Annotated in this window: 26 protein-coding genes; 8 read left to right on the top strand and 18 right to left on the bottom strand. The window is 61.3% G+C overall.

What is annotated here, in order from left to right:
- The first annotated feature begins 76 nt into the window (after positions 1 to 76).
- Positions 77 to 616 (top strand): MarR family transcriptional regulator, encoded by a 540-nt coding sequence (locus tag U5A57_RS07920; protein ID WP_321909655.1) that lies wholly within the window; start codon positions 77 to 79, stop codon positions 614 to 616.
- A gap of 41 nt (positions 617 to 657) precedes the next feature.
- Here the strand turns inward: U5A57_RS07920 and U5A57_RS07915 are convergent, their stop codons facing one another.
- From U5A57_RS07915 to U5A57_RS07895, 5 genes are all read right to left on the bottom strand, one after another.
- Positions 658 to 894, bottom strand: a complete 237-nt coding sequence (locus U5A57_RS07915) for a hypothetical protein (protein ID WP_321909654.1) — start codon at positions 892 to 894, stop codon at positions 658 to 660.
- Between the two features lie 120 nt (positions 895 to 1,014).
- The gene (locus U5A57_RS07910) at positions 1,015 to 2,124 is read right to left on the bottom strand and encodes a Gfo/Idh/MocA family oxidoreductase (protein WP_321909847.1); all 1,110 of its coding nucleotides are present in this window, start codon (positions 2,122 to 2,124) and stop codon (positions 1,015 to 1,017) included.
- 34 nt (positions 2,125 to 2,158) lie between these two features.
- Positions 2,159 to 2,668, bottom strand: a complete 510-nt coding sequence (locus U5A57_RS07905) for a nuclear transport factor 2 family protein (protein ID WP_321909652.1) — start codon at positions 2,666 to 2,668, stop codon at positions 2,159 to 2,161.
- 68 nt (positions 2,669 to 2,736) lie between these two features.
- Positions 2,737 to 3,780: a homogentisate 1,2-dioxygenase gene (locus U5A57_RS07900; RefSeq protein ID WP_321909650.1), complete on the bottom strand. Its 1,044-nt coding sequence runs from the start codon at positions 3,778 to 3,780 to the stop codon at positions 2,737 to 2,739.
- 110 nt (positions 3,781 to 3,890) lie between these two features.
- Complete coding sequence (locus U5A57_RS07895; protein WP_321909648.1) at positions 3,891 to 4,835, bottom strand: 3-keto-5-aminohexanoate cleavage protein; 945 nt, start codon at positions 4,833 to 4,835, stop codon at positions 3,891 to 3,893.
- Between the two features lie 646 nt (positions 4,836 to 5,481).
- On the opposite strand from U5A57_RS07895, the gene U5A57_RS07890 reads away from it, so the two are divergent.
- Genes U5A57_RS07890 through U5A57_RS07875 form a run of 4 tightly spaced genes read left to right on the top strand, consistent with a single transcriptional unit; the run spans position 5,482 to position 11,200 of the window.
- On the top strand, positions 5,482 to 6,549 hold the full coding sequence (locus U5A57_RS07890) for a substrate-binding domain-containing protein (protein ID WP_321909645.1): 1,068 nt from the start codon (positions 5,482 to 5,484) through the stop codon (positions 6,547 to 6,549).
- 17 nt (positions 6,550 to 6,566) lie between these two features.
- Complete coding sequence (locus U5A57_RS07885) at positions 6,567 to 9,044, top strand: ATP-binding cassette domain-containing protein (RefSeq protein ID WP_321909643.1); 2,478 nt, start codon at positions 6,567 to 6,569, stop codon at positions 9,042 to 9,044.
- The gene (locus U5A57_RS07880) at positions 9,041 to 10,072 is read left to right on the top strand and encodes an ABC transporter permease (protein WP_321909641.1); all 1,032 of its coding nucleotides are present in this window, start codon (positions 9,041 to 9,043) and stop codon (positions 10,070 to 10,072) included. Before U5A57_RS07885 ends, U5A57_RS07880 begins: the two co-directional genes overlap by 4 nt.
- A gap of 60 nt (positions 10,073 to 10,132) precedes the next feature.
- On the top strand, positions 10,133 to 11,200 hold the full coding sequence (locus U5A57_RS07875) for a porin (protein ID WP_321909639.1): 1,068 nt from the start codon (positions 10,133 to 10,135) through the stop codon (positions 11,198 to 11,200).
- Positions 11,201 to 11,212: 12 nt separating this feature from the next.
- Here the strand turns inward: U5A57_RS07875 and U5A57_RS07870 are convergent, their stop codons facing one another.
- The 4 genes from U5A57_RS07870 to U5A57_RS07855 form a co-directional block, all read right to left on the bottom strand.
- On the bottom strand, positions 11,213 to 12,079 hold the full coding sequence (locus U5A57_RS07870) for an aldo/keto reductase (protein ID WP_321909638.1): 867 nt from the start codon (positions 12,077 to 12,079) through the stop codon (positions 11,213 to 11,215).
- A gap of 14 nt (positions 12,080 to 12,093) precedes the next feature.
- Positions 12,094 to 12,549 (bottom strand): DoxX family protein, encoded by a 456-nt coding sequence (locus tag U5A57_RS07865; RefSeq protein ID WP_321909636.1) that lies wholly within the window; start codon positions 12,547 to 12,549, stop codon positions 12,094 to 12,096.
- Between the two features lie 33 nt (positions 12,550 to 12,582).
- Entirely contained in the window at positions 12,583 to 13,395 is an 813-nt protein-coding gene (locus U5A57_RS07860) for a pirin family protein (protein WP_321909634.1), read from the bottom strand.
- A 271-nt stretch (positions 13,396 to 13,666) separates the two neighbouring features.
- Positions 13,667 to 14,707, bottom strand: a complete 1,041-nt coding sequence (locus U5A57_RS07855; RefSeq protein WP_321909632.1) for a porin — start codon at positions 14,705 to 14,707, stop codon at positions 13,667 to 13,669.
- A gap of 299 nt (positions 14,708 to 15,006) precedes the next feature.
- Between U5A57_RS07855 and U5A57_RS07850 the strand changes: the two genes are divergently transcribed.
- A complete protein-coding gene (locus tag U5A57_RS07850; protein ID WP_321909630.1) occupies positions 15,007 to 15,783 on the top strand; it encodes an IclR family transcriptional regulator in 777 nt (258 codons plus the stop codon).
- Positions 15,784 to 15,792: 9 nt separating this feature from the next.
- Here the strand turns inward: U5A57_RS07850 and U5A57_RS07845 are convergent, their stop codons facing one another.
- The 6 genes from U5A57_RS07845 to U5A57_RS07820 all read right to left on the bottom strand — a co-directional run bounded on the left by U5A57_RS07845 (position 15,793) and on the right by U5A57_RS07820 (position 22,128).
- Positions 15,793 to 16,659, bottom strand: a complete 867-nt coding sequence (locus tag U5A57_RS07845; protein ID WP_321909628.1) for an alpha/beta fold hydrolase — start codon at positions 16,657 to 16,659, stop codon at positions 15,793 to 15,795.
- A gap of 47 nt (positions 16,660 to 16,706) precedes the next feature.
- Complete coding sequence (locus U5A57_RS07840; RefSeq protein WP_321909627.1) at positions 16,707 to 17,816, bottom strand: flavin reductase; 1,110 nt, start codon at positions 17,814 to 17,816, stop codon at positions 16,707 to 16,709.
- The gene (locus U5A57_RS07835) at positions 17,813 to 18,835 is read right to left on the bottom strand and encodes an LLM class flavin-dependent oxidoreductase (RefSeq protein ID WP_321909626.1); all 1,023 of its coding nucleotides are present in this window, start codon (positions 18,833 to 18,835) and stop codon (positions 17,813 to 17,815) included. Before U5A57_RS07835 ends, U5A57_RS07840 begins: the two co-directional genes overlap by 4 nt.
- A 55-nt stretch (positions 18,836 to 18,890) precedes the next feature.
- A complete protein-coding gene (locus tag U5A57_RS07830) occupies positions 18,891 to 19,256 on the bottom strand; it encodes a VOC family protein (RefSeq protein ID WP_321909625.1) in 366 nt (121 codons plus the stop codon).
- A gap of 69 nt (positions 19,257 to 19,325) precedes the next feature.
- Positions 19,326 to 20,987: an AMP-binding protein gene (locus U5A57_RS07825; protein WP_321909624.1), complete on the bottom strand. Its 1,662-nt coding sequence runs from the start codon at positions 20,985 to 20,987 to the stop codon at positions 19,326 to 19,328.
- A 223-nt stretch (positions 20,988 to 21,210) separates the two neighbouring features.
- Positions 21,211 to 22,128 (bottom strand): LysR substrate-binding domain-containing protein, encoded by a 918-nt coding sequence (locus tag U5A57_RS07820; RefSeq protein ID WP_321909622.1) that lies wholly within the window; start codon positions 22,126 to 22,128, stop codon positions 21,211 to 21,213.
- A 315-nt stretch (positions 22,129 to 22,443) separates the two neighbouring features.
- On the opposite strand from U5A57_RS07820, the gene U5A57_RS07815 reads away from it, so the two are divergent.
- The gene (locus tag U5A57_RS07815; RefSeq protein WP_321909620.1) at positions 22,444 to 22,866 is read left to right on the top strand and encodes a DoxX family protein; all 423 of its coding nucleotides are present in this window, start codon (positions 22,444 to 22,446) and stop codon (positions 22,864 to 22,866) included.
- Between the two features lie 101 nt (positions 22,867 to 22,967).
- Complete coding sequence (locus tag U5A57_RS07810; RefSeq protein WP_321909618.1) at positions 22,968 to 23,891, top strand: LysR family transcriptional regulator; 924 nt, start codon at positions 22,968 to 22,970, stop codon at positions 23,889 to 23,891.
- 45 nt (positions 23,892 to 23,936) lie between these two features.
- Here U5A57_RS07810 and U5A57_RS07805 read toward each other — a convergent pair whose 3' ends face one another.
- From U5A57_RS07805 to U5A57_RS07795, 3 genes are all read right to left on the bottom strand, one after another.
- Complete coding sequence (locus U5A57_RS07805) at positions 23,937 to 24,614, bottom strand: NAD-dependent epimerase/dehydratase family protein (RefSeq protein WP_321909617.1); 678 nt, start codon at positions 24,612 to 24,614, stop codon at positions 23,937 to 23,939.
- 4 nt (positions 24,615 to 24,618) lie between these two features.
- Positions 24,619 to 25,476: an SDR family NAD(P)-dependent oxidoreductase gene (locus tag U5A57_RS07800; protein WP_321909616.1), complete on the bottom strand. Its 858-nt coding sequence runs from the start codon at positions 25,474 to 25,476 to the stop codon at positions 24,619 to 24,621.
- An 88-nt stretch (positions 25,477 to 25,564) separates the two neighbouring features.
- Positions 25,565 to 26,410: an SDR family NAD(P)-dependent oxidoreductase gene (locus U5A57_RS07795; protein WP_321909614.1), complete on the bottom strand. Its 846-nt coding sequence runs from the start codon at positions 26,408 to 26,410 to the stop codon at positions 25,565 to 25,567.
- Positions 26,411 to 26,431: the final 21 nt, after the last annotated feature.

Raw genomic sequence — 26,431 nt, 5'->3', positions numbered from 1 at the left:
GTCAAGGGCTCCAGGGAATTCCCTGCACCGAAGGCATGACCGATCTTTCCGCGGCCCCCATGTTGAGGAGTGGCTTATGTCAAAGCTGAGTTCGAATGCAGTCAAGGAAGCCCTGGAACTGGAGGGGCTCGATGAACAGGGCGCGACGTCGCGTTCAGTCGCGGTCGATGTGCGCGGCAGAACCGTTCCGTGGATGGCACGCACGCTATACCGGCTTTACGACAGCCAGGCGCAAAAGGTGCTGGACAGGGAGGGTATTTCGGTTGCGCACTGGCTCTATCTGCGCGTGCTTGCCGAGCGTGGCGAAATGAACCAGCTGGAACTCAGCAAGCGGGTAGGCATTGCCTCGACCACCGCGGTGCCGGCGCTAGACAGCATGGAAAAGCGCAATCTCGTGCGACGTACGCGCGACCCGAAGGACCGGAGAAAGTATTACGTCAGTCTGCAGGAGGAGGGGCAACGTCTCGTCGACGAACTGCTGCCAGAAATTACGGCGATGGTTTCAGGTTCGTTCGAGGGCATCGCGCCGAACGACCTTCACGTTTTCTGGAAAGTCATGCGCCGGATTGAAGCCAATCTGACCCAGATTTCCCAGGGCGACTCCATCGTCGACTAGCTGGCGGCGGGTAGGGCGGCGCCAAGCCGCCCTGGCTGCGTTCAGGCCACCCGCATGCTGGGGCGCTCCCGCCCTTGCGGGAAGATATGCCAAAGGCCGTCCGTGTGGCGAAAGAAGAACAGGGCCGCGGGGCCCGCTGCCCGGCTGGCTTCGACACACACATAGCATTGACACTTCGCGCGCCGGTTCCGGAATTCGACCACGTGAACCGCGTCCATCGAGGTCGGGGCGAGCCAGAACTCGACCATCGCGCGCAATGACTTTTCTGCGCTGGCCATTGTCTTCTCCTCATCACGCGCGTCTTAATCGTCGCGTGACCAGAACATGCAGGACGGCCTTGCTCGAAGCGAAGGCGTCCACCTCCCACTGCCCGGCCTGCCGGACGTGCTTGCGCGCTTTTACCCCACTTTCACCCGTTTGCCGGCTCGACTCGATTGCTCGATCGCTTCGAGCACCTCGTGAAGCGCGCGTGCGTGGTCGAAACTGGGGGCGGTGCGCGTGCCATGAAGCAGGTCCTGGCCCATCAACCGGTAAATACCGGCGACGTTGCGTGCGGCAACCGCGTCTTCGGCATCAATGGGGAAGGGATCGGGAATCGCGAGTTCCGTGTAGCCTTCCTCGCCCTTGCGGCCGAACTCCACACGTAATGGTGAAATATTCACGCAAGGCACGTATTCGTTCCGTGCGGTGACACGCAAATCGCCTTGGCTTCCGTTGATTTCCCACAACAGCTTCGTTCCGCGCGGAACGCCGCCGCGCAATTCCAGCGACAGCGGTGCACCGGAGCGCAAAACGGCGTTTGCCATGACGTGATCTGGCGTTTTCATCTGCACGGCTTCGCCCGTTTCGATCGCACGGACCGTCTGGCGGCGTTGCGATAGCACCGCGCCGATCTCGCCGATCTCGCCGAGTACCGCCTGAATCGCGGCAATAGCGTGCCCGCCGATCACGGAAAGCAGCGTGGCGCCGTTGCGGTCATCCATGGCGTAGGCGTCGCCCCGCAGGATATCGCCGCCCCAACTGATGCCGGACCCCACGTACGTCGACGAGAGGACGTCGCCGATCTCACCTTGCGCGACCAGCTTGCGCAGGAACTGCACTTCAGGCGAGGCAATCGCCTGCGTGCCCACGACAGCGAGCGCCTTCTTCTCGCGTGCAAGCTCCGCGAGTGCGATGGTTTCTTCCAGGCCATTGCCGAGCGGCCATTCGCAGTACACGCTCTTGCCGGCCTGCAAGGCCGTGGTGACGACCTGGCGGTGGTGCGGGACCTTGACGGTGACGACGATAACGTCGATATCCGGCGACGCCGCAAGCGCTGCGGCGTTTTCGAATGCGCGCGGGATGCCGAACGCGGCGCTGGCGGCCTGCGCGCTGGCGAGCGTCGTATTGGCGACGCCCACAAGCTCAAAGACATCGGGCAACGCCCGCAAGGCGGGAAGATGGGCCATTGCCGCCCAACCGCGATCTGCGCTCAGGCCGACAATGCCCACGCGAAGTTTCCTGTCCATGTGTTCCTCTTGCTTCAGATAACGGGCGCACCCGTCATACGGTCTGGTATTGGTACGAGGGATCTTCCCTGTCGCGGCGGCCGACATTCGAATTGCCGAGCGGCGCCTGGCCCTCGGGAACCGGGTCCGAACGCTGCGAATCGAGTACCACGACCCGGTCGGCAATGCGCCATTCGCCGTTGCGCCGCTCCATACGGTCCACGTAGCGAATGTTCACCACCCAATCCATTGCGGGCTTGCCGTCTTCGGGCCTGGTCCGGTGGCTGGCGCGCGCATAGTGCTCCGCGAACGCCCGATCGCCGTGTACCTCGACATACTGGTTGCCCGTGAAATGCTGCGTCGATTCGAAATTCGGCAGCAATTCGGCTGCCCATTCGATGAAGCCTTCTACGTCGCCGTTATACGCACCGTGCCGGTCGATTGCGTCGGGGTGATAGCACGAGCGCACGAGGTCCCAATCCATCCGGTCGATGCCGCGGCAGTAGCGGATATGAACGCGGCGAATCTCGCCTTCGTCCAGCATTTGCTGAAGTTTCGCTTCCAATTTCGGTCTCCTTTCTAATTGGCCTCGCCTGAGCGTGGTGCCGAGCGAGTCGGGCCACGATCAGCGTGTCATTTCGCGGCGCCCGGATGAGGCGCGTAATTGCCGGTTTCCATCAGCTGTGAGATGGCAAGGGCCTCTGGCGTCCAGCGCAAAGTTGCGCGCGTTTCGAGCAGCCATGCCTGGTAGCCTTCGGGAACGTCCTCGGACGGCCCGTGGTGGATCACGCCTTTCGGCACCCAGGTCAAGGTGCCGGGTTCCGTACAGCCGCCCCACGCGCCGGGGCCGCGCACGTAGCAGATCATTTCATCGAAATCGGCATTGATATGGACGGGCGGCCGGCCTCCCGGGCGCGCGCTGAGGTTGAACAACAGCAGGTCGCCCGTGCCCGACGAAAGGAAGGGGCTCGGCGGGCCGCCCTCCGGAAGATAGGTATGAACCTGGATTTTCGTGAGATTGAGCTTCCACACCGGCACGCTATCGGAAAGCCGCACGCCCAGCGAGAGCGGGTCGTGTGGCATGACGAAAACGGTGTTCTCGCCGTCGAGCGTCTTCAGGATCAACCGGGTCGGACCGCCTGGCGCGATGTCCGGATCGATTTCGGCGTATTTCAGATCCCGCGCGACGTTGAGCATGCCGGATGGCGCGGGCGGCGAGAGCTTGAGCGCCGAGGGACTCTCCACGATGAGGCTGCGCATCGCGCCATCCGTCGGGCCGTAGCGGTAGGCAATCGCGCGCGGAATGCAGACGAAGTCGCCCTCCCCGGCGATGAGGCTGCCGACATCGGTTTCGAACTTCACCGTGCCCGACTGGATGAAGTGAATCTCGTCCGCCTCGACGTTGCGCACCACGAACGGCATCGGCGCACGGCGGGCGGATACGTGCACTTTCACGCCGATCCGCGATGTTGCGACAGTCGTCGGGAGGGCTTGCGGGTCGCTCGCGTCGCCCGGAATCAGGCGCTCGAGCACGGCTCTGCGGGGCGCATGCGGCCCTTCGACAGAAAGGTAATCGGGCGCATACGTCGGTCGGGTCACGACCGAAAGCGCACCGAGAAACCCGTCCCGCGTCCACAACTGCACGGTGGGCTCCGCGCCTTTCGTTTCATCGTTCATCTGTCATTTCTCCTGGGGGCTTGAAGGCACCGGGCCGTTACAGGCGTTATAGGCGCGATCTCGCGACCGTGGCTCATTGCGCTTGAGGCCACGGTCGCGCGGCCCCGTTCTCAGCGGGCCGGCTTGCCGATCAGCTGCCGGTACTCATTGGCCGTTGCCGGCTTGCGTCCGAGCAGGGCCGCGATATCGCGCGCCATGGTGAACATTTCGAGGTTGCTCGCGAGACGTTCGTCGCTGTTCGGGTACTTCCACGGCGTGTCTTCCGTGCCGACGCGGATATGCAGCCCCATCATGGTGGCGAGGGTCGTCATGTAGAGCGTTGCGCGTCCCGCCGCGCAGACGCTGATCACCGACGTCGGATCGATCTTGCGAATCTGGTCGACCATCAGGAACAGGTGTTTCGTCATGTCCTCGGTGTCGCTCACCCACGTGCCCGAGACCAGCGTGCGTCCGACATTGAACGGCAGGCCGTACAGGATCAGCCAGTTGTACGGCGGCTTGAGAATGCCCGTGTCGATCAGCTTGCGCTTGGCAAGCTCGATTTCGCCGGAGCTGTGCACCGCCAGTTCGGGCTTGACGCCGACTTCCTCGAGCGTGGCGACGGCCGGCACCGCGAAGGCCTCAGGGTGACCCGGCGCGCAGGGCGCGACTTCGGTCAGGCCTTCGCGAGCGGGGCCCATGCACATGTCGAACGTCGTGCCGTGCAGCACGTTCACGTTCGGCACGAAATCGTTGCCGAAGCGCTTGCGCAGCGGCTCGATCACCTGTTTGTAGGCCTCGACCGGCACGATGTCGCGATCGAGGCGGCGGCCTTCTTTGTCGGTCATGAACGAGAAGTCGATGTGAACGCCGCAGGCCCCGGCTTCGATCACGCTGGTCGCTTCATCCACGTAGGCCTGAAAGGACGTCGTGTCTTCAAAGCGGCCGGAAACGGCAGCATTGATGGCGACTTTCTCAGGCACGTCCCACTTGGGCTGCAACTCGGCCCCAGCAATGAATTGGTACTCCTCCATTTCGCGCTTGGCGGCTTCCCAGAGGGGCAATTTCTCGATCATGATGATCCTCGACACAGGTAGTGAATTTTGGTCCGCAAAGCTTCCGAACCGACGGCAATCAAACTGGAGAGGTTTTGCCGGGGCGCCAGTGACGTCACGGCCCGTGCCCGCCCGGGGCGCGGGAGGTGGATGCCTCTCACCAAAATCGTTTGCGCAGAGATCATTCCGAGCAAGATCGATTTATATCGAATGATGTTGTTTGGAATGAATTAAGTCAAGGGACCCAGGGAAATTACCTGGGTGGGCGCGGCCACTGCGTCAGATGACAGCAAACGTGGAGCGGCACCGAACCGGCGCGGGGCGGCGCTAGGGAGATTCCCCAGGAATCTTGACATCGGTCATTCCGAAACACATCATTCGACATAAATCGATTCTGTATCGCATCATTGAGTTTGGGAGTGGCCTAAGCGTGGACAAATAACAAGGAAGTGGCCAGGAAAGGCTTGGAGACCAATCCATATATTTCGTAGTACGGATGAAGCGGCGCATCATGACGCTTCGAATCACACTCAACACGACATCGAGGATCACCATGTTCGACCCGCTTCACGTATGGCCGAATGGCACGCGAAACAACCATTCGCACGGCCTCACCCAACATGCCATCGAGAGGAAAGAAGCTCATGCACTGTCCAGGTCCCGCCGTATGCTCGCGCAGATCGCGGCGTTGCTCGGCGCGAGCGTTATCGGCACGGCGGCTTACGCGGCTGGCGACTCGGTGACGAACCAACAGGGCGATATCACGCCGTTGTGCGGCACCAAGCCGATGATCGTCGGCGTGTCGGACGGCTATGGCGGCAATACATGGCGCAAGACCGGCCTTGCCGAGGTCAAGGACGAGCTGAGCCGCTGCAAGAACGTCAAGCGGATCATCTACAGCAACGCCAATGGCGATCCGCAAAAGGCCAACTCCGATATCAACAGCATGGTGGCGCAGGGCATCAACGTGCTCATCCTGCTTCCTGACTTCGGCGCGGTGCAGCTTCCCGCCATGCGGGCGGCCATGAAAGCGGGCGTTGCGGTGGTGCCGTACTCCGCGCAGATCGCGGGCGTACCCGGACGCGACTACGTCGTGAACGTGGTTGGAGACACGAAGCAGATTGGCGTGCTGTGGGCCGACTGGCTCGGCGCCAATGTGAAGAAGGGGAATGTGGTGTTTCTGGGCGGGTCGCCGGGCGCTGCACCCTCGCAGAACTTCCTGGACGGCCTGAAAGCCGGGCTCAAGCCATACCCGAATCTGAAGCTGCTCAACGAGCAGTTCGTCGTGACGAACTGGAACCCCGTAGATGCACAAAAGGCCACGGCCGGCCTCATTGCGCAGTATCCGAAGATCGATGCGATCGTCACCGATTTCGGCGTAACGGCACTCGCGGCGGCTAAGGCATTCGAGCAGGCGCATCTGCCCGTTCCGGCGATTGCGACCATTGCGAGCGACAACGAGTTGAACTGCCACTACATGGCGGCCAAAAAGGCCGGCACGCATTTTCCGTATTACACGGTCGATGGCACGACGTCTTACGTTCGCTTCGCGGTGCGCCAGGGGGTAGCGGCTTATCAGGGGACCCAGGACAAGGAGTCGCCGTCGATCCTTCCGTTCACGTACGCCGATAGCGCCAAAGGCATCGATCCGAAGTGTGATCCGTCGGCGCCGCCCGACGCCGATCTTTCCTCCGCGCTGCCCGCCGACAAGCTCAAGCAAGTCTTTGCCCAGTAAAACGTTCGAGACGAATCATGAATGACCAGAAAACGCTGCTGCAGGTCGACGGTGTCACGAAGATCTTTCCGGGTGTACGGGCGCTCGACAACGTGACGTTCTCGGTGGTGAAGGGCGAAGTGCACGGTCTCGTGGGTGAGAACGGCGCTGGCAAGTCCACGCTGATGGCGGTCGCTTCAGGTGCGCTGGTTCCGGAGCGCGGGCGCGTGGTGATCGACGGCGTGGAAACGCGAGGCGATACCGAGCAGGCACGCCGCCTGGGGTTGACCATCGTGCGGCAGGAACCGGCGCTCATGCCCGACCTGACTGTTGCAGAGAACCTCTATCTCGGCGTGCCGATCGAGCAGCGTCCAACGCTCATGCAAGTCGCGCAATGGGCGCAAGGGCTCCTGAAGCAATGGAGCGATGACGTCGCCATCGATGCGAACGAGCGCGTGGTGAGTCTGAATCCGGAGCAACGGTTCATCGTCGAGATCGTCAAGGCGCTTGCGGCGAAGCCCAAGGTTCTGGTCCTCGATGAACCGACCGAGCATCTGCTGGCGGAAGACGTCGAGCGCCTGTTCGAGCGCATCCGCAAGATTACGGCTTCGGGTTGTGCGGTCGTGTACATCTCACACCGGATCCGCGAAGTGCAGAAGATCGCGAATCGGCTGACCGTGCTTCGCGACGGTCAGGGGCAAGGCACCTGGCAAGCCGCGGGCCTGAGCGAACAGCAGATCGTCGAACTGATCGTTGGCGGGGCGCTCGATCGCGACTTTCCGGTCAAGGGCAACGATGAAGACGCGAGCGTCATTCTCGACGTGGCGGGACTGCGTGGCGCAGGCTTCAGCGATGTTTCGCTTCGGGTCAGCAAAGGCGAGATCGTAGGTCTCGCGGGTATCGATGGCAATGGCCAGCGCGAATTCATGCGGGCGCTTGCGGGCCTCGCGCGAAGCCGCGGCCGCGTCACGGTAACGGGGGCTCAAGCGAGACTTCACCATTCGCAGGCCGCGGCCGCGTCAGGCATCCGGTATCTACCGGGCGATCGTCATCGAGAAGGCATCTTCGGCGAATTGTCGGTGCGTGAAAACTTTTCGATCCGCAGTTTGCCCTTCGATTCCATCAGGGGCTGGGTCAGCCAGCGCAGCGAAGCGAGGCGCGCGCGAGACGCAGTGAAGCGATTCGCGGTCAAGACGCCGTCCATCGACACGACGATTCGCAGCCTGTCGGGCGGCAACCAGCAGAAACTGGTGCTGGCGAGTGTGCTGGCCAGCCAGCCGAAGGTGATGCTGGTCGACGAGCCGACTCAGGGTGTGGACATCGGCGCGCGGATGGAAATCTACAAGGTGTTGAGAGAAGCGGCTGCCGCGGGCACGGCTGTGATCGTCGTTTCGTCCGATGCGCACGAAGTGGCGGGACTGTGTGACCGCGTGCTGATCTTTTCACGCGGGCACGTCGTGAAGGAACTTGCCGGCGACGCGGTCAGCGAGAACACCATCACATCTGCCGTCCTGACTGTGACGACCGAGCGGGAGAAAGACGCGTCCACAACGGCACGGTTCTGGAAGTGGGCTTCGGGGGATCTGGCGCCGATCGTGATGCTCGCGGTGGCCGTGTGCGCGCTCGGTCTGTATGCGGCGCATGTCAATCCCGCTTACCTGTCCGCACGAAACCTGAGCGGCATGCTGGCGCTCGTCGCCACGCTGGCCATCGCCGCTTATGGGCAGCAGTTGCTCATGCTGGTCGGGGGCATCGATCTTTCGGTGGGGCCGCTCATGGGCCTCGTTGTGGTGATCCAGTCGTTCTTCCTAAACGATGGCGCCACATTGGGCCATCAACTCTCGGGCTGGGTGATCGTGCTGCTCGTGGCCCTGGCCGTCGGGCTGGTGAACTGGACGCTGGTTGGACCGTTCCGGCTGCATCCCATGGTGGCGACACTCGCGACTTATATGGCGCTTCAGGCCGTCTCGCTGCTTCTGCGCCCGGTGCCTGGCGGCCTCATAGCCGATCGCGTCGTGGACGCGATCGGCGCACAGTTCGGCTTCATGCCCGTCGTTGCGATCGTGGCGATCGCGATGGCGGCCGTGCTCGAAATCGCGCTGTTCAAGTCGAGGGTGGGGCTCACGCTTCGCGGTGTGGGTTCTCGTTCCGAAGCCGCTCGGATGGCCGGCGCGCGTCCCCAACTGACGACGCTCGCCGCCTACCTTGGTTGCTCATTGCTTGCGGCTGTTGCGGCAGTGCCGATGATGGCGCAGGTCGGTTCCGGCGATGCCAGCGCCGGCATCAACTACACGCTCGGAAGCGTTGCGGCGGTGGTGATCGGCGGAGCGAGCCTTTTTGGCGGGCGCGGCTCCTTCGTTGGCGCACTGCTTGGTGCGCTCCTCATCATTCAGGTGAACGTGGTGACGTCATTTCTCGATATCGGCGACTCGTGGCAATCGTACCTCCTGGGCGCAATGATCCTGGCTTCGGTCGCGCTCTATTCCAGAAGCAGAGAAATGGCGGTGGCGAAATGAGAAAGGCAATGCACAACCAGGCGGAAATCATGTCGGAATTTCTCGAACCCTCCTCAACGAAATCAAAAGCAAAGCCGGCGTGGTTCCCCGCGATCGATGAATTCTCGTGGATCTGGGTGGGGTTGATCCTGCTTTTCGCGTGCAGCTTTATCGTTGCGCCGGGCACCGTTTCGCACGGTTCGATCCTCGCCATGCTCCCTTTTGCCGGCATCCTTGCGATCGTCGCGACGGGGCAAACGCTGGTCATCCAGCAGCGCGGGCTGGACATGTCGGCAATCGGCATGGTTTCGCTGGCGGGCATCGTCATGGCCAGAACCGGATTCGTGTTCGACTCCATTGTGCTTGCCGTTGTTATCACCGTTTGCGTTGGCGGCATCGTCGGTATCGTCAACGGCGCTTTGGTCTCGAAGGTTGCGATTACGCCACTGGTTGCAACGCTTGCCGTCAATGCGTTGTTGATTGGCCTCGCACGCTCGCTGACGGGCAACGTTCCGGTCAATGTCCCGACTGTCATGCAAACCATCTCGCATGCGCAGTTCCTCGGCCTGCCTGCCAATGTCTGGTTCGCGCTCGTTTTCGTTGCGAGTGCCTGGCTAATCACGCGCAAGACCGCGGTAGGGCGCAGGTTCATTGCCGTGGGCGTCAATCCGCGCGCGGCCGAAGCCGCGGGCGTCAACGTGTTGAAGTACAGGATCGGCGCGTACTTCGCGTCGGCCGTGTGCTTTTCGGCGGCGGGCATGCTGCTCGCCGGCTTTATCGGCAGCGCGTCGCAAACGTCCGGTAACGACTATCTGCTGCCCGCTATCGCAGCGGTGGTGGTGGGCGGCACGCCATTCACCGGTGGCCGGGGCAGCGTCGTTGCGAGCGCTGTAGCCGCGCTATTCATGGCGCAACTCGGGCAACTGGTGCTGGCGCTAGGTGCGGGTGCTGCGGTTCAGCTACTCGTACAGGCGTGCGCGATCCTGCTGGCAACGACGGTGCGTCATCTTCCGGAGTTACTCAGAGCACTTCGCAAAGCGCGGAGGTAGGAACTTCGCAGAGGCTTTCAGAGGATGGAGTGGAGACAATTTTTTGCTGAGGAATACAAAATGAAAAGATTGGCATTGTTTGCAGCTTTAACGACCATCGGAATCTGCAACGCGTATGCGCAAAGCTCGGTGACGCTGTATGGGCGCATTGCGGCAGGCTTCGACTACGTGACGAATGTGGCGACTCCGGAAGGCTCAAAGAACAACTTCCGGTTTGGCAGCAATCAGTACGGCTACAGCTGGTTTGGGCTCAAAGGTGATGAAGACCTTGGCGGAGGTCTACACGCGGTGTTCAAGCTTGAAAGCCTCTTTACTTCGGGAACCGGCGAAATACCGCCGAACACCATCTTTACGCGGGACGCGTACGTAGGCCTCGCGAGCGACCGTTTCGGCAGTATCTGGTTTGGTCGCGCGATGAGCCTGACCGACGAGACCGGCTGGTACATCGACCCCCTGGGCGAGCAGGTAGGGATCGGCGTCGGCAATTTCGCGTACGGTCGCGCCTGGGGTCCGCGGCCGAACGTGGTCACCTACAATTCGCCGAATTGGGCGGGATTCTCATTCCGCGTGCAGAACGGATTTGGCGGCGTGGCGGGCAACTTCCAGTCCGGCCGCCAGTTCAGCGTGAGTGCGCAATACACGCGGGCGAGCTTCGCCGCGTACGGCGTATATGAAGAAATACGCGACGCGAACGGGCAATTCTCCGACCTGTATGCGGCTTCGCGAGAGTACATGATCGGGGCCACCTATACGCTTGGGTCACTGAAGTTCTATACCGGCTTTCAGCAGCTGGTGTCGTCCGGACAGGATACGGTCGCGACCACATTCAATCCGTTTGCGGCAACGCGCAGCCAGCAGGAGTGGATTGGCGCCTCGTATCAGGCTACGCCTGCTCTCGCGATTCAGGGCGGCTGGTATCACGGTAACGTGAATCATGGTGGTGGAACAGGCAATCTCGCCGCTCTAGGCACGACTTACAACCTCTCTGCACGGACATTCCTCTACCTGACCATCGGCGCCATGTTCAACGGCAAGCAGTCCTCATTCCCGGTGGAAGCGACAGACTCCCTGCCGCTGCCGGGCCACAACCAGCAAGGTGGCTACTTCGGCATCATGCACTTCTTCTGATGACGCCTGGGGTCAAGGCGCGGTGCTATCCCAGACGGGAGCGAGTCCTGGGGGATTGACGATGCGGCTGTCGGCTGTCGTCAACGAGTGGATTGCCGACATCTCCGCGTCGTCGAGCGCAAAGTCGAAGATGGCGAGATTTTCCGCGAGGCGTTCGATCCGGGTGGTTCTGGAAAGGGCAACCGTGCCGGGCTGCTGAACGAGCCACCGAAGAACGATTTGCGCAATCGTCTTGCCGTGGCGGCCTGCGATTGCTTTCAATACATCGTCGCCGAATACGCGTCCGATCGCCATCGCGCAGTAGGCCGTGACGGCAAGACCGGCTTGCCGTGCGCTTTCGATCAGCACGGACTGGTTCAGGTACGGATGGTATTCGAACTGATTCGTCACGAGGGGCGCGGCGGAAAGGCGAATGGCTTGCGTCATCATTGCGCTGTTGAAATTGCTGACGCCAATATGCCGAACCTTGCCCGCCCGTACTACGGCATTCAGGCCTGCGATTTGTTCGGCAAGCGGGATATCCGACCCCGGCCAGTGCAGTAGCAATAGATCGATGTAGTCTGTCCCGAGCTTGCGCAGGCTCACATTGACGGACGCTTCGAAATGTCTCTCTGCGTAATTGCTCACCCAAACCTTGGTGGTGAGAAAGAATTCACTTCTTGGGCGATTTGAAGCGGCAACGCAGTCGCCAATGGCGGCCTCATTGCCATAGATCTGGGCGGTGTCGAAATGGCGGAAGCCCGCGTCAATGGCCGCGGGCGCCAATCGATGGACTTCGGCTTCGCTCAGACCATAGGTGCCAAAGCCAATGGCCGGTATGGCTGCGTCGCCAACATGAACGTCACGCATGAGGGAGTTCCGAAAGAGAAAGGAGGACAAACGGCGCGGGGCAATCAACTGTCGGACGGCGTGATTCGGGCGTAATTCGACGCTGTCTCGACGTGTCCGTTACCAACGAGTCGATCGATACTGAACAGGCCGGCGCCGTAAATCGAAAGCGCAAGCAGTCCGCCTGCCATGGCCAGATTCGTGAGAAATTGGATCAACTGGTTCTGGTCTGCGAACGCATGGTGAAAGATGATGGCCGTCGAAACACAGTAGGCGGCCAGCATCCATGCTACGGCGCGGGTTCGGTAGCCGAGAATGAGCAACGTTGCGCATGCGAGTTCCAGCAACATTGTGCCGATACACCATAGCTGCGGCTCGGGCAGCCCGAACGTCCTGGCGTATTCAATGGTCGCCAGCGGCCAGAGCAGCTTGTTCACGCCGCTCGCAACGAAAAGGGAAGCGAACAGGAACCGTCCGGCCATGGCGAGCAGATCGTTGCCTGTGGAGTTCGCGATGGCCATGTGCCTGCCCTCGATGCCTTGACGCTCGACTGATCAACGTGTGGGCGTCTGGCCGAAATGGCCGTCGCGCCGAAGCTGCGCACCGATCTGCTTGATCCTCGCTTCTCCCGCGCGCAACGCGTCGGCAGATGTATGAACGGAGTAGTGTCCGAGCACAAGCGGGTGCGGATGGGCGATGGCAGAGCCGAGCACGAACTCGCAGTCCTCACTCGCGGTGAGGGTCACGGCGTCTTCAGACTCGTCGAATACGACGAGTTCGTCGGCGACACGCGCGTTGCCCACTCGCAATGCGCCGCGTTGAACGCTCAACCAGGCAACGCTGTGACCGGCTGGCGGCGTGTACTGCCATTGTTCGCCGGCCTGAAGGCTCACGAGCAGATAGTTGATGCCTGCGGGTGCACGAATGGGGCTTTCTGCTTCCCCGTAGCGACCCAGAATGACAGCTGCTGGACCGGTGCGAGGAATGTCGCTCGCGCTCAGGTACTGGCTGTGAGGAGCCGCCAATTCGAGGGAGGGCGGCAACGCGGTCCACAATTGATAACCGCGTATTGTTCCGTTGCCTCTGGCGCCGCCGCCATGCCAGACCCCGCCGCCCGCATTCATCCACTCTACGCCACCAACGGGCAGTACGCCTGACGCGCCGGTCGTGTCCTCATACTCAACTTCGCCTTGCAGCAGCACGGTCGTGGTCGCGAGACCCGAATGCGGGTGCATGGAAAACTGCAGCGCCGCCGCATCCTTGCTCTCGAAGTAGTCGAGAAAGACGAATGGCTTCAGGATCTCGCCAAGGTCGCCCGGGCTGACGAGTCGCGTGATGGAGCCGTGCTGCCGCCCCGCCGTGCGCAAGACGACCGCTCTCGCGGTGTCTTGCTGCCCGGCGGTATCGAGGCCGGGCCGTACTTGAAGAGGGGCGCATTGAGCGCTCGATGCTTTTGACACGCCGTGCGGCAAGGTTGTATCGGACGACATAATAATCGGGCGCGAGCGCCAGTTGATGACATTGAGCTAGGGTAGGCGCTTACGTGTCTCACGAAAAGCCTGTATTTCTCGATGCAATCCATCGCCAGTGGAGATACGTGAGCGTTGCTGCACGGATGCGATGGTCAATTTCATGTTCCTAGAAAAAGTGCTGGATACCCAGCGAGACGCCGGTTGTCGACCGGCCGGATGCCAGACCGGCGCCCGCAAGCGATGCCACACTATTGGCGCCCGACGCATGCTGGTAGGTGACCTGCTGGTAGATGGAAGTGCGCTTCGAAAAAAGATAGGTGTTCGAGAGCGTTATCGTCTTCCAGTTTCCGCCGTCGAGATTTTCGACCCAGCCGCCAATCGCGACGATGTCGTCGGGCCTGACCGTCCAGTTCGCGCCAGCGTCGACGGTATTGGCGTTGCCCTGGCCTGTGGCCAGGGTGATGCGCGACTGCGTGAAGGCGGCGTGCAGCAGCACGTGAGTGAACTGATAAGTTGCGCCCACGCCCTCGGACGCGCGCAACGGCGTGCCAAACAGCGAGGGGAGGCCGATGAAACTTGAAAGCTCCAGGAAGCGGTTGTTCTCGTTCGCGTAAGTGGCTGCGAGGCTCAACGGTCCGTTCTTGTACTGGACAAAGAACGAGTAGTTCCGGCCTTCGCTAAAGTTGCCGGGCACATTGCCAAATGCGAATTCCACACCGGTCGAGAAGCCGGCAAACGTCGGGCTCACATACTTGACGGCGTTGGCGAACTGGAAAAAGTTCGCGACTTCGTCGAGGTTGCCCTGATGGAGCGAAAGAATATTGCCGAGCAGCAGAGGCGTTTGATAGTTGGCGAGAACGTCATACATGAAGCTGGGCTGGCGGCCGAGCGTGAGCGTGCCAAACGTGTCCGACTGCAGCCCAACGTAGGCCTTCCGGTTGAACAGCGTCCCTGGAACGAGCAACTGCCCGTTGTTCAGCAAATACTCGCCCTGCAGGTCGAAGATCGTGCGCAAGCCGCCGCCAAGATCTTCCACACCCTTCAAGCCGAAGATATCGGGCGAATGCGTGTTGCCTTGCTGAACAAGGGAGTGTCCACCGACATTGCTGATGTATTGGACCGCTGTGTCGGCGATGCCATACAAGGTGACGCTCGATTGCGCGTGGGCGATGCCGAACATTGAAAATGCGGAAAGGGTTCCTGCCACTGCACGTCTGCGAAAGGCCATTGCTTTGACTCCGAAGCGGTAATTGTTCTTCTGATGGATTGTGTCGATGAGAAAAAGAATTGCAGTACTAAGCAATCAATACGTAAAGCTCCATACCAGGGTCCAACGGCTCGTGTAACCTTGCGGTCCACCTGCTTCTCATGATATTGCATTCAACAGTAATGAATGCAATAATTTATGTTGAATACTATAGAAGGCGCCCGCGAAGGGTGTCAACAAGGTTGACGTGCGGGGAAACCCGGGCGGCGTGTGTTCAACAACTTCAATACGGCAGCGATATGACCAATGTGAGCACGAGGCGCGGCATTCAATCCGTCGAGATAGCGTTTCGAATCCTCTCGGCGTTGCAAACGAGTGTGCGAGCCCTTCCTCTGAAAGAGATTGCCGCGCTGTCCGAACTCACGCCGAGCGCGACGAGCAACTACATGATCAGCCTCGTCCGCACGGGCCTCGTTTGCGCCGATGAAAAGCCGGGATGCTACAAACTCGGCCCGGCTTCGCTGGCTCTAGGGATGAGCGCGATCAACCAGCTCGACGGTTTCGATATCGTGCGGCGCGAAGTGATTGCGCTGCGCGACGCCACGCTCAACGGTGCGGCGGTGACGGCATGGACCGACGACGGGCCAGTGAGTCTGTTCAAGCAGGAGGGGGAGACGCGCAGCATCCTCGAATTGAGAACGGGGTTGATCCCACTGGTCACGACGGCAGCGGGAAAGCTCTTTATCGCCTGCCTGCAGGCCAGCCGCACCGACGAACTCATTGCTCGCGAAATGTCTGGCGAGAAGAATTGGAGTGCGGCCGCCATGCGGGAAGAAGCGAGCGCGGAATTGCACAAGAACGGCTTTTCGTTGGTTCATCGCGGCAATCTTGGCTATGTATCGGTTGCCGCCCCGATCTGGGACCGGGACGGGAATCTTCAGTTTGCAATCAGCCTTATCGGCTCGCCGGCCACGCTCGATACGGATATCAACAGCGCGGCAATCAAGGCGCTCCTCGAGAGCGCCGTTCGCGCGACGATTGCACTCGGGGGCAAGGTGTCCCGCCAGATCGGGTAGAAGTCTGCGTCACGTGTATCCACCGGCGGCAGCGGCCAATACGATGGAATTGAACCTGTCCGGCGCTTCAAGCTTCGGCATGTGGCCAATACCTTCGAGCACATGGAGCGTTGAATTGCGCGCAGCCTTGTGTATAGGCCGCGCGTGGTCGTCGCCAGGCGCGATGCGATCTTCGTTGCCGATAACGATGGAAATCGGCGCCTCGACTGATGCGACCACCACTGGCGTATAGGCCGAGAAGAGCATGTCGACCGCATGTTCCCATCCCGTTGGTGTAACCGCGTCCCGGAGTGTCGAGACAAGCGCGCGGACCTGGGGCGTGGCGTTGGCGGCGAGCAGGGCGTCGACCACCGCGGCGCGCGCTTCGGGCGACTGCGCCGCTGCGCTTCGCATCAGCGCCTCGCGCGCGGCGGCGCGATCGGAAAGCGTCAGGTGAGCGCGCGCGACGTTGGGCGCGCTCAATACGAGGGCGTGCGTTGCGTGGGCATAGTGCGCCGCAAAGGTCGCTGCGATGACGCTGCCCCACGAACTGCCGACAACCGTCGCACGCGAGATGCCCAACGCCGTCATCATCGCCATGACGGCCTCCGCATAGTCGGCGGCGCGAGGCGTTGCGATCGCAAACGGGCTGCTTTGTCCGTAGCCCGGGGCATCCCAGGCGATCACGCGATGGCGCGCGGCAAGTCCTGCGAGTTGTGCGCGATATCCCGCCGAGTTCGATCCAATGCCGTGCAGCAGGACGATAGGTGGCGCTGCCTTGTCGCCCGCCTCGCGGTAGGCGATGGTTTGCTTGCCGCTTGGCGAGTCGAGGTTCACCCGGATCTGTGCTACGGGAGGCAAGGCGGCTTCGAGTAAGCGGCTATCTGTTTCAGTCATGGCTTTCGTGGGGTCGCTATCGAGTGCGCTATGTGCGGAGCGGGCATTCATGCTTCGCGCAGCGCTAGAGAAATCTCCTGTGCGGCGGCTTTGAGGGCTTGCGCGCACGGTCCGTCGGTTGCCGCATCGAATTGCTCCGCGGGGCCAATCGCGGTCAAGGCAAGCACTGCCCTGCCGTCTGGCGAAAGGATGGGCACGCTGATTGCGTTGGCGAGGACTCGGTCGTCATGAAACGGTCCGGGGCGCCTCGTCGCTACGCGCGAAGCTTTGACCGATTCGAGCATGCCTGAGAAGGTCTCTGCGGCAACGGGCAAACCCTGTGATTCGCGCCGAGCGTTTTCACGCAACTCCGCGACAACGAACCGGTCGATCGCTTCACGCGGAAGAAAGGCCGCGAGTGCAAGCCCGGAAGCCGAAGACGTCACCGGCAGCACGAGCCCCAAAGGCAGATCCGCGGCTACAGGTGTCGCCGCGGCCTGCCAGGCGATCACAGTCGGTCCGTGATTGCCCCATGCCACCAGGGCGAGAGATTTGTCGAGCGTACTGGCGAGCCGCAACATACTGCGGCTCGCCAGTCGCACCGCATGCGGCTGGGATTTCATCGTACCTTGCGTTCCGACCGGAGCGTGACCCAGGTCGTGTGGATCGGCCACCAGGTACTGGCCGCCGCCAAAGACCAGCGGCCGCCGCGCGCTTTGGCGAATGCGCTCGACTGAACCGAGAAAGATCACATGGTCGCCGCCGGGATAGCAGGCAACTGCCTTGCATTCGAGCCAGGCACTGCAATCGCGCAGTACGGGGAGGCCGTCGACCCCGACGTCATATTCGATGCCCGAGAACTTGTCCGGCGATCGCGTGGCGAAATGATTGGCCAGGCCATGCTGATCTTCCGCCAGGATGTTGATCGCAAAGCGCTCTGAATCCCTGAAGGCCGCGTGGCTTCCAGCGGATGTCGCCTGACTCCACAACACAAGCGGTGGGTCGAGAGACACCGAGGAAAACGAATTGGCGGTGAGGCCATGCATTTTTCCTTCGGTGTCGAGCGTGGTTACCACGGTTACGCCAGTTACAAAGGAACCCAAAACGTTTCTCAGCTGACGTTTGTCGAACGTTCCGATGGCTGACTGTTCGTGCTCGGACAGAGGAATCGCGTTCATGACGGAACCTTTTCCAGCTCGCCGAACGCCGGCATGACGGATTCGTGGAAGAGTCCGATCGACGTTTTGGCTTCCTGCATCGACATATTTCCGAACATGAAGGTGCCGATCAGATAGTTGAAACCGCCGTTGCTTGCCTGTTCCAGCAGCTTTTCACGGACGGTTTCCGGCCGTCCCACCACGGCGAGACCGGATTCCACGAGCGGTTCGAACGTCGGCGGAAGCTTCTGGTTGACGGGTTCGGTGCCGTGCTTCTTCCAGAGCTTGATGAAATTCGGATAGAACGCAGACCATGCCCGCGAGCCGATTTCCATCGCTTCCTGATCGGTTTCCGCTACGACGATATAGCGATTCACGCCCATGAGCGGTTCTGCTTCAAACGGATGCCGCTTGGCGAATTCCTCACGATAGCGATCGGTGATTGCCCGGACGCGCTGAATGGGGCCTGCGCACACGATGTTCATCTTTTCCTGTGCGGGCCAAACCGTCGACTCAGGCGATGCCAGTGCGTACCACGTTGGCGGCGGCGACTGCAGTGGCTTGATCTCGATGGGCATATCCTTGAACTTCCAGAACGTGCCTTCGTAGTTGAGCGTATCCGAGTTGAGGAACCGCTTCACGACTTCATACGACTCCACATATCTGGCTTGAGCCGTGGCAGGGTCGATGCCGAGCGCTTCGATCTCGTGGGGCGAGGCGCCGCGTCCCACGCCGTATTCGAAGCGGCCGCCGCTCAAATGGTCGAGCATGCAGATTTCTTCGGCGAGCCGCACGGGATGATGAATCGGAAGAATGTAGACGAGCGGTGAAAGGCGCAGCTTGCGGGTGCGCTGCGCGGCGGCGGCGAGGAACACGCTTTGCGACGGACACGCGCTCAGCGTGGTCGCGTGGTGTTCCGACATGTGATAGCAGTGAAAACCGAGCTTGTCGTACAGTTCGATGATCTGCAGTCTCTCTTCGTACTGCTGATTGATTGGCAGACCATTGCGATCATTTTGGTCAAAAATTCCAAACTTCATGATTGTTCCAGTAATTGAGGATTGGGTGAGATTTGGCCTGACGCGGGTGCGGAAATTAACGCGTCGAAGTCTTGCTGAAGACCTGAAAGATGTTGTCTTCGGGGTCTTTGTAGGTGGCGACGAAACCGTGCGTTCCCATGTCGCGCTGCCCGAGCAGCAGACCGCCTGAACTGAGAATCTTCTGTTCGACTTCCGCACGCGCCTCGCCGGCAATCTGGAAAACGGGGACGGCGCCGACCGCGCCTTGTGCGGCTTCCTCTGCGGAACTCAGCGCAAACGCACTGCGTTGCAGGCGGAATTGCGTCCACTTGTTCGCGTCGCGAAACTGGACCGGCATATTTAACGCCGCGATATAGAACTCGGAAAGCCGGCCAACATCTTTCGCGACAATATAGACCGATTGCATATCAACTTCTGCCATGGCGAGTGCTCCAGCAAACTGTGATGAGGAAAGGTGAGGGACCTGGCGAGTGCCACGCGCTCATGAGTGTCAGGCCGTTTGTTGGTCTTGCAGACCGAGTTCATCGCTCATGATTTGCCGGATCAGGTACTTCTGGATCTTCCCGGTTACGGTAGTCGGGAACGAGTCGACGAAGCGAATGTATTTGGGCACTTTGTAATGCGCGATGCGTTGCTGGCAGAATTCGCGGACACTGCCTTCGTCAAGAATGGCGCCGGGCGCGGTGACGATCCAAGCGCAGAGTTCTTCGCCAAAATGCTTGTCGGGTACGCCCACCACCTGAACGTCGAGCACACCGGGGCAGGTGTACAGGAATTCTTCTATCTCGCGCGGATAGAGGTTTTCGCCGCCGCGGATCACCATGTCCTTGATTCTTCCAACGATGTTGACGTAGCCCGCCGCATCCATCGTTGCGAGGTCGCCTGTGTGCATCCAGCCTTTGGCGTCGATCGCTTCTTTCGTCCTTTCCTCCTGGTTCCAGTAGCCGAGCATGACCGAATAGCCGCGCGTGCAAAGCTCGCCGGGCTGACCTCGGTCCACGGTTTCTCCGCTCACCTGGTCGACGATCTTGATCTCGAGATGCGGCAGTACCTGACCAACCGTGGTCACGCGCTTGTCGAGCGGAGTATCCGTCATGCTCTGGCAACTCACGGGGCTGGTCTCCGTCATGCCATAGGCGATGGTGATTTCGGAGAGGTTCATTTCGTCCACGACACGCCGCATGATTTCGATCGGGCAAGGGGAGCCGGCCATGATGCCGGTGCGTAGCGTGCGCTTGTCGAATGCCGCAAAGCGCGGGTGATTCAACGCGGCAATGAACATGGTGGGCACGCCGAGCAGCGCCGTGCATCGCTCGGCCTGCACGGCTTCGAGAACGGCTTCAGCGTCGAATCTTGCGGCGGGGTAGACGATTGTCGAACCGTGCGTGAGCGATGCCAGATTGCCCATGACCATGCCGAAGCAGTGGTACATCGGCACGGGCACGCAGACGCGATCCATTTGCGTGAGCTTCATGCATTCGCCCACGAAGTACCCGTTGTTCAGGATATTGCGGTGACTGAGCGTCGCTGCCTTGGGCAGTCCGGTCGTGCCGCTCGTGAACTGGATATTGACGGCGTCGTCCGGACGCACGGTTGGGCGAACCTCGTCGAGCAAAGTGCGGCCGGCCGCTGCGAGGTCGAACAGGCCGGAGAAGCGTTGCGCGCCCGCCTCGTCCGGCGCGCCGCTTTCGTCGATCCACCAGATCGTCTCGAGCTTCGGCAAGCGCGACTTGCCCAATTCCCTCAGCATGTTCAGGTATTCGCTCGAACGGTACTGGACCATCGTCACGATCGCCTTGCACCCCACCAGGTTCAGCGCATGCTCGAGTTCAGCGCTCCGGTAGGCCGGGTTGATGTTCACGAGAATCAGCCCGGCCTTTGCCGTGGCCAATTGCATGAGCAGCCAGGCAATGTTCGTGTGCGACCAGATGCCGATCCGGTCGCCGGGCTCGAGTCCAGAGGCAAGCAATCCCGCGGCGAGATCGTCCGATTTTTGCCGAAGCTCGCCGTAGGTGAGGCGGATGCTTTCATGCCGGCTGATGACCGCAGCATGTTCATTCAAGCGATGGGCGATTGCATCGAAGTAGTCGCCAATCGTCTGATTGATGAGCGCCGTGGTGCGTGTTCCGCGCTCATACGAAAGCGTATTCATGGAGTCTCCTGATTTTTTCATTCAACAATAGTGAATGTGTGCAGCATTGTTGTATGTTAGGATGCGCTCACGGGCGTGTCAACCCGTTTTGCCGCTGACGTGACTTTTCAAATGTCGGCGTGAAGACACCGGGCTCTGCAGGTAACGTTTCAGCAATCAATTTGGATAACGAAATAAATAGAAGCGTCGGCCGCTGAAGGGCCAACGCGCACTCAGGCTCTCGTTATTGCTTGCTGTTCAGCTTTTCGAAGCCCGCGACTAGCGCGTCCAGCAGCTGCCGGACTGCTGGAACCATGCCGCGGCGCGAGGCGAAAATCGCGTGCACGAGGCCGGGTTCGGTGGCAAGCCCAGGCAGCAGGTGTAGAAGCTGGCCGGAACGGATATCGGCATCCACGAGTTCGCGAGGCAGCAAGGCCACGCCAACGCCATTCATCGCTGCGATGCGCAGGCTGGCGAGGTCATCGCTCGCGAGACGTGGCCGATGTGCCCATGACGATGCGTTGCCTTCGGTGTCCACGAGGTTCCAGACAAACTTCTCGCTGCTGTTCGCCATGGAGAGCGTAGGCCACGCTTCGAGTGATTGCAGCGACGCGGGCGCGGCATGGCGTGCGGCCAGGTCCGGACTGGCAACGAGGATTTGCGAGGAGAGCCCGAGTTGCCGGACGGCGAGATCGGTGCTTTCGAGAGGGGGAAGCCGCACGCGGATAGCGAAGTCGAGCCCTTCTTCCACGACGTCCACGCGGCGGTTGGTGGCATCGACGAGCACCTGCACCTCGGGGTTGTCCTGAATGTATTGCGCGATCATCGGGGTAATGCCCGAGCTGAGCAATCCTACCGGGCAACTAATCCGTATCGTGCCCTGCGGTTTGGAGCGTGTCTGGTCGACGATATCCTTGGCGGCTTTCGATTCCGCAACGAGGGCGAGGCAATGCTGGTGAAAGCGCCGCCCAATCTCGGTCAAGGACAGGCTGCGGCTGGTGCGATTGAGCAGGCGAACACCCAGCTCCTCCTCGAGTGCACGAACACGCCGGCTGAGCTTGGATGTCTGCGAGCCGAGGGCGTGCGCCGCCGCCGTGAAGCTCCCGCGCTCGACAACTTCTACAAAGATCCGGAGGTCGTTGAGGTCGGTGATCTGGTTCATCGTCGGGCTCTCGCTGAGGATGCGTCGTTCTATCACGCGCAACGTTGCTTTGCAATTCGGGAGATTGGCGCGTGATCGTTGCGGATTTAGTATGGCGCAACTGACCGAGGACGGGTTATTCAGCGGCTACAGAACAGTTGAATCGCGCCGGTTTCGAGCGTCCGGGCAACACGGTGGATGCGGGCGATCTGTCGATCGGAAGGGGTTATGTTTCGTAATCCTGATTGAAATGGTCTGTGCGCGACTGGCGATGGTGGAGGCTGGCGCGAATCCCTATCCTGGTCCACCAAAGTGAACTTCTTTGAGGAGATCGTCATGGAACGATTCAAGTTTATTCCGTTGCTGGGCCGCGTCATGCTGGGTGTGCCCTTTGCGATGAGCGGGCTCAGCAAGCTAGCCGCCTACGCGGCAACGGTTGGCTATATCAAAGCGATGGGTTTGCCCGTTCCGCCGCTCGCGTACCTGGTTTCGATCGTGATCGAGCTGGGCGGCGGCCTGCTGCTGATTTCGGGCTACCGCGTGCGTCCCCTGTCGGTCGTGATGGCCGTGTTCTGTCTGGTCACGGCAGCGTTCTTCCACAACAATTTCGCAGACCAGAATCAGATGATTCACTTCCTGAAGAACGTCATGATGGCGGGCGGCCTTCTGCAGATCGCTTACTTCGGCGCGGGTGCTTATAGCCTGGATCAACGGCTTGGGCGCTTCAGCGCGCGACTGGCAGCGGCCAGTGCGAGCTGAGGCACCGGGCTGAGGCAGCGCGACGGGCCGCCCGTGCAGTATCGACGGGGCGGCCTTTGTCCGCTTCCGCCCCGGTGAGTTTTCGAGTTTAGGAAACCAAAATGTTGGATGGCGTATCGCTGGACCAGCTCCGGGCATTCATCACGGCAGTCGACGAAGGCAGCTTCTCCGGGGCGGCGAGGAAGCTTCGCCGCGCGCAATCGATGGTCAGCGAGCTAGTGTCGAATCTGGAAGGACAGATCGGCGTAGCGCTGTTCGACCGGCGAGGGCGCTACCCGGTTCTGACCGCGCAAGGGCGTGTGCTGCTGGCCGACGCGCGCAATGTTGTTTCCGGCGTGGATGGCATGAAGGCGCGTGCCAAGGGCATGGCGGCCGGGCTCGAACCCGAATTGTCCGTCGTGGTGGACGTCTTTTTCCCGTTTCAGGTTGTCGTCGAGGCCGCGAAGGCGTTTCGCGAGCACTTTCCGGGTGTACCTTTGCGGCTCTACGCGGAAGCGCTCGGCGGTGCTTATCAACCCGTCATCGACGGACGTGCTGCGGTCGGCATCGTGGGTTCCTTGCCTTTTGTGCCGCCAGGACTGACGTCGGAGCGGCTCGCTGGCGTCGCGTTTACGATGGTTGCGGCCAGTACGCATCCACTCGCCGCGATTCGTGGGCCGATTCCCAAGGATGAACTCGCGCGCCATACGCAACTGGTGCTAACCGACCGGACCGAATTGTCGGCAGGCCACGAATTCGGCGTGATGTCTGCGGCGACCTGGCGCGTTGCCGATCTGTTCGCCAAGCATGCGCTTTTGGTGCACGGGCTAGGTTGGGGCGGCATGCCCGTGCATGCCATCCAGCACGACATTGCGGCAGGACGTCTCGTTGAACTTCACGTCGAAGACGTGCCCGCCGGTGGGCTCGTGCTTCCGATGCTGGCCGTGTACCCCGTTGCGGCACCGCCGGGTCCGGCTGGAAGATGGCTGATCGAGCAACTGCGCGACTGTTCCGCGAGCGCGCCGCACGAATCGCTGGAGGCATAAGCCATCGAGCGACGCACGCAGGGACCGCGCATGCGCGCAACTGGATCACGCTCGCGAACTGGCGAGTCGATGGATATCGGCAGGCTTCAGAATAGCTTGCGGTACACCGCGGCGCACCGCGTTTAGCATCGCATCGCCAATGATTCGGGTAGTCAATACGCTATTTGGCGAGATTCGCCGAACCAATGCGAGTAGCGGCTTGAGGGCGACGTACATCCATCGATACGCGGCCGTGCGCGACTGTATGCCGTCCTCGGGAAAGATCGCCGCCGGCCGGAAAATAGCCACCTGCCGAAACGGCAGGCGCTGCAGCGCATTTTCGGTTTGTCCGCGCACGCGGGCCCACATGCTGTTGCCTCGTTCACTACTGTCCGCGCCCGCGCCGGACACATAGACCATCGTCATCGCGGGGCTCACGCGAAGCAGTTCCTGAGCGATGTGGAGCGTGAGATCGTAGGTGATCGCCCGATAAGCCGCTTCGGCCATGCCGAAGGACGATACGCCTGCACAGAAAAAGCACGCGTCGATACTGGAAAACGCTTCGTCCGTGGCCTGAAAGCCTGCAAGATCCGGCACGGTGAAGAGCTTGAGTCGCGGATCATCGTAGCCCTCCAGCGCGCGCCGGCCGATCACGATGATTTCGGTGACGTCCGCCGCCGATAGGCACGCACGCAACACGCCCTGGCCGACCATGCCGGTCGCGCCGATCAGTACGACGCGCATGATGTCACTCCGACGGCCACGCGGGCATTGCGGAATCGAAGTCGGCCGCGAGCGTCACGCCCTTCCAGGCTTGCATGGATTCGCGGCGGGCCTGCTCCTCGGCTTCCACGATCTGCCAGGCATCCGAGCCGAGCACGAGCCGCGCGGGCACCGCTTCATGCGAGGCGAGCATCACGATCAGCTTCGCAATGCGCTCGGGGTCGCCCACTTCATGACCCACGTACGCGTCGATCAGCGCCTTGAATCCGGCCATGGAATCCTCGTAGTCCTGAGGAAGAGTGTGCAGCGTCGTACGCGCCTCGTTGCCCCATTCGGTGCGCATGCCGCCGGGTTCCAGCGTGCAGAGGCGAATGCCGAACGGCGCGACCTCCTTGCCCACGACGTCGCTGAATCCGCCAACGGCCCATTTGGCCGCCTGGTAAGCGGAGAGCCCCGGGCTGCTGATGCGCCCGCCTGCCGACGAGACCTGAAAGATATGGCCGCCGCCCTGGGCGCGCATCACGGGGATGGCCGCGCGCGTGAGGTTCACCACGCCGAAGAAGTTGGTTTCGATCTGCGCGCGGAAATCATCGGCAGGCATGTATTCGAACGGCTGAATGTGTCCGTAACCGGCGTTGTTGACCAAAACGTTAAGGCATCCGAATCGCCGTGCCGCCTCGGACACCGCCTGCTGTGCCTGCTCTTCGTTCGTGACGTCCAGTTCGAACGTCGCGAGGCGCTCGCCATAGCGCGCCTGCAAATCGGCGAGACGCGACGTGTCGCGCGCGCTCGCCAGCACCTTGCCGCCGTCCTGCAACGCGGCTTCGAGAATGGCGCGGCCCAGACCCCGGGACGCGCCAGTAATCAACCAGACTTTTGACATGATCGTTTCAACCTTCGTCGAGCGAGCGGCATCGACAATTTGGCAATGAAAGGGTGGGTGAATGCCTGCGAAATGCGACTCGCAAAGCTCACTGCGGATTGAATCCTGCCTTGCCTTCGAACATCACCGAGTTGGCAAGGTCCTTTTGCGCCTGCAGCGCGGCGAGACTGCGCGTATAGCCGGCCTCGAGCACCGCGTAGGCGTCGCCGCCGAGAACAGTACGCAGCGGCGGCTGCGGCAACTGACTTACCTCGTAGATGGCGCCGGCCATTTTCACGGGATCGCCCGAGGCATACTCATCGCCGACTTCCTTGATCTGCTGGCGCAGCTTGCCGACGACACCGTCCTTGTAATCCGCAAGCGCCTCGGTCCAGCGGATATTCGCGACGAACCCCGTCTTGATGGAACCCGGCTCGATGATGAGGGTCTTGATGCCGAACTCGGCCACTTCCTGGCTCACCGCTTCGGCAAAGCCTTCGAGACCGTATTTCGCGGCGTGATACATCGAGCCGCTCGGAAAGGCCGCACGTCCCCCGACGCTCGTGACATGGATGAACGTGCCGTGCTTTCTCGCGCGCATTGCTGGGAGAAAGGCGCGCGTGACGTGGATGGGCGCGAGCAGATTCAGCGCGATCTGCTGCTCGATGTCGGCTTCGCTCAACTCCTCCATCGCGCCGATGACCGCGCCGCCCGCATTGTTGACGACGACATCGGCATCCGGATGGCGTGCCGCCGCGGCCTGCACCTGCTCGGGACGGGTCACGTCGACCGATTCCACTTCGAGCTGATCCGGCCAGGACTGCTTGAGCGCGTCCAACGCTGCTACGCGCCGCACCGCTGCAACCACGCGATGCCCTTCGGCCAGGACCTTTTCGGCAAGGGCAAGCCCGAGACCGCCGGATGCGCCGGTAATGAACCACTTTTGACTGGACATGTTGATTTCTCCTTTTCCACA

Origin of the sequence: Paraburkholderia sp. J11-2 (genome assembly GCF_905220185.1) — a bacterium.
In the GTDB taxonomy this organism is placed as follows: domain Bacteria; phylum Pseudomonadota; class Gammaproteobacteria; order Burkholderiales; family Burkholderiaceae; genus Paraburkholderia.
This window is presented reverse-complemented; position numbering and strand designations above follow the sequence as displayed.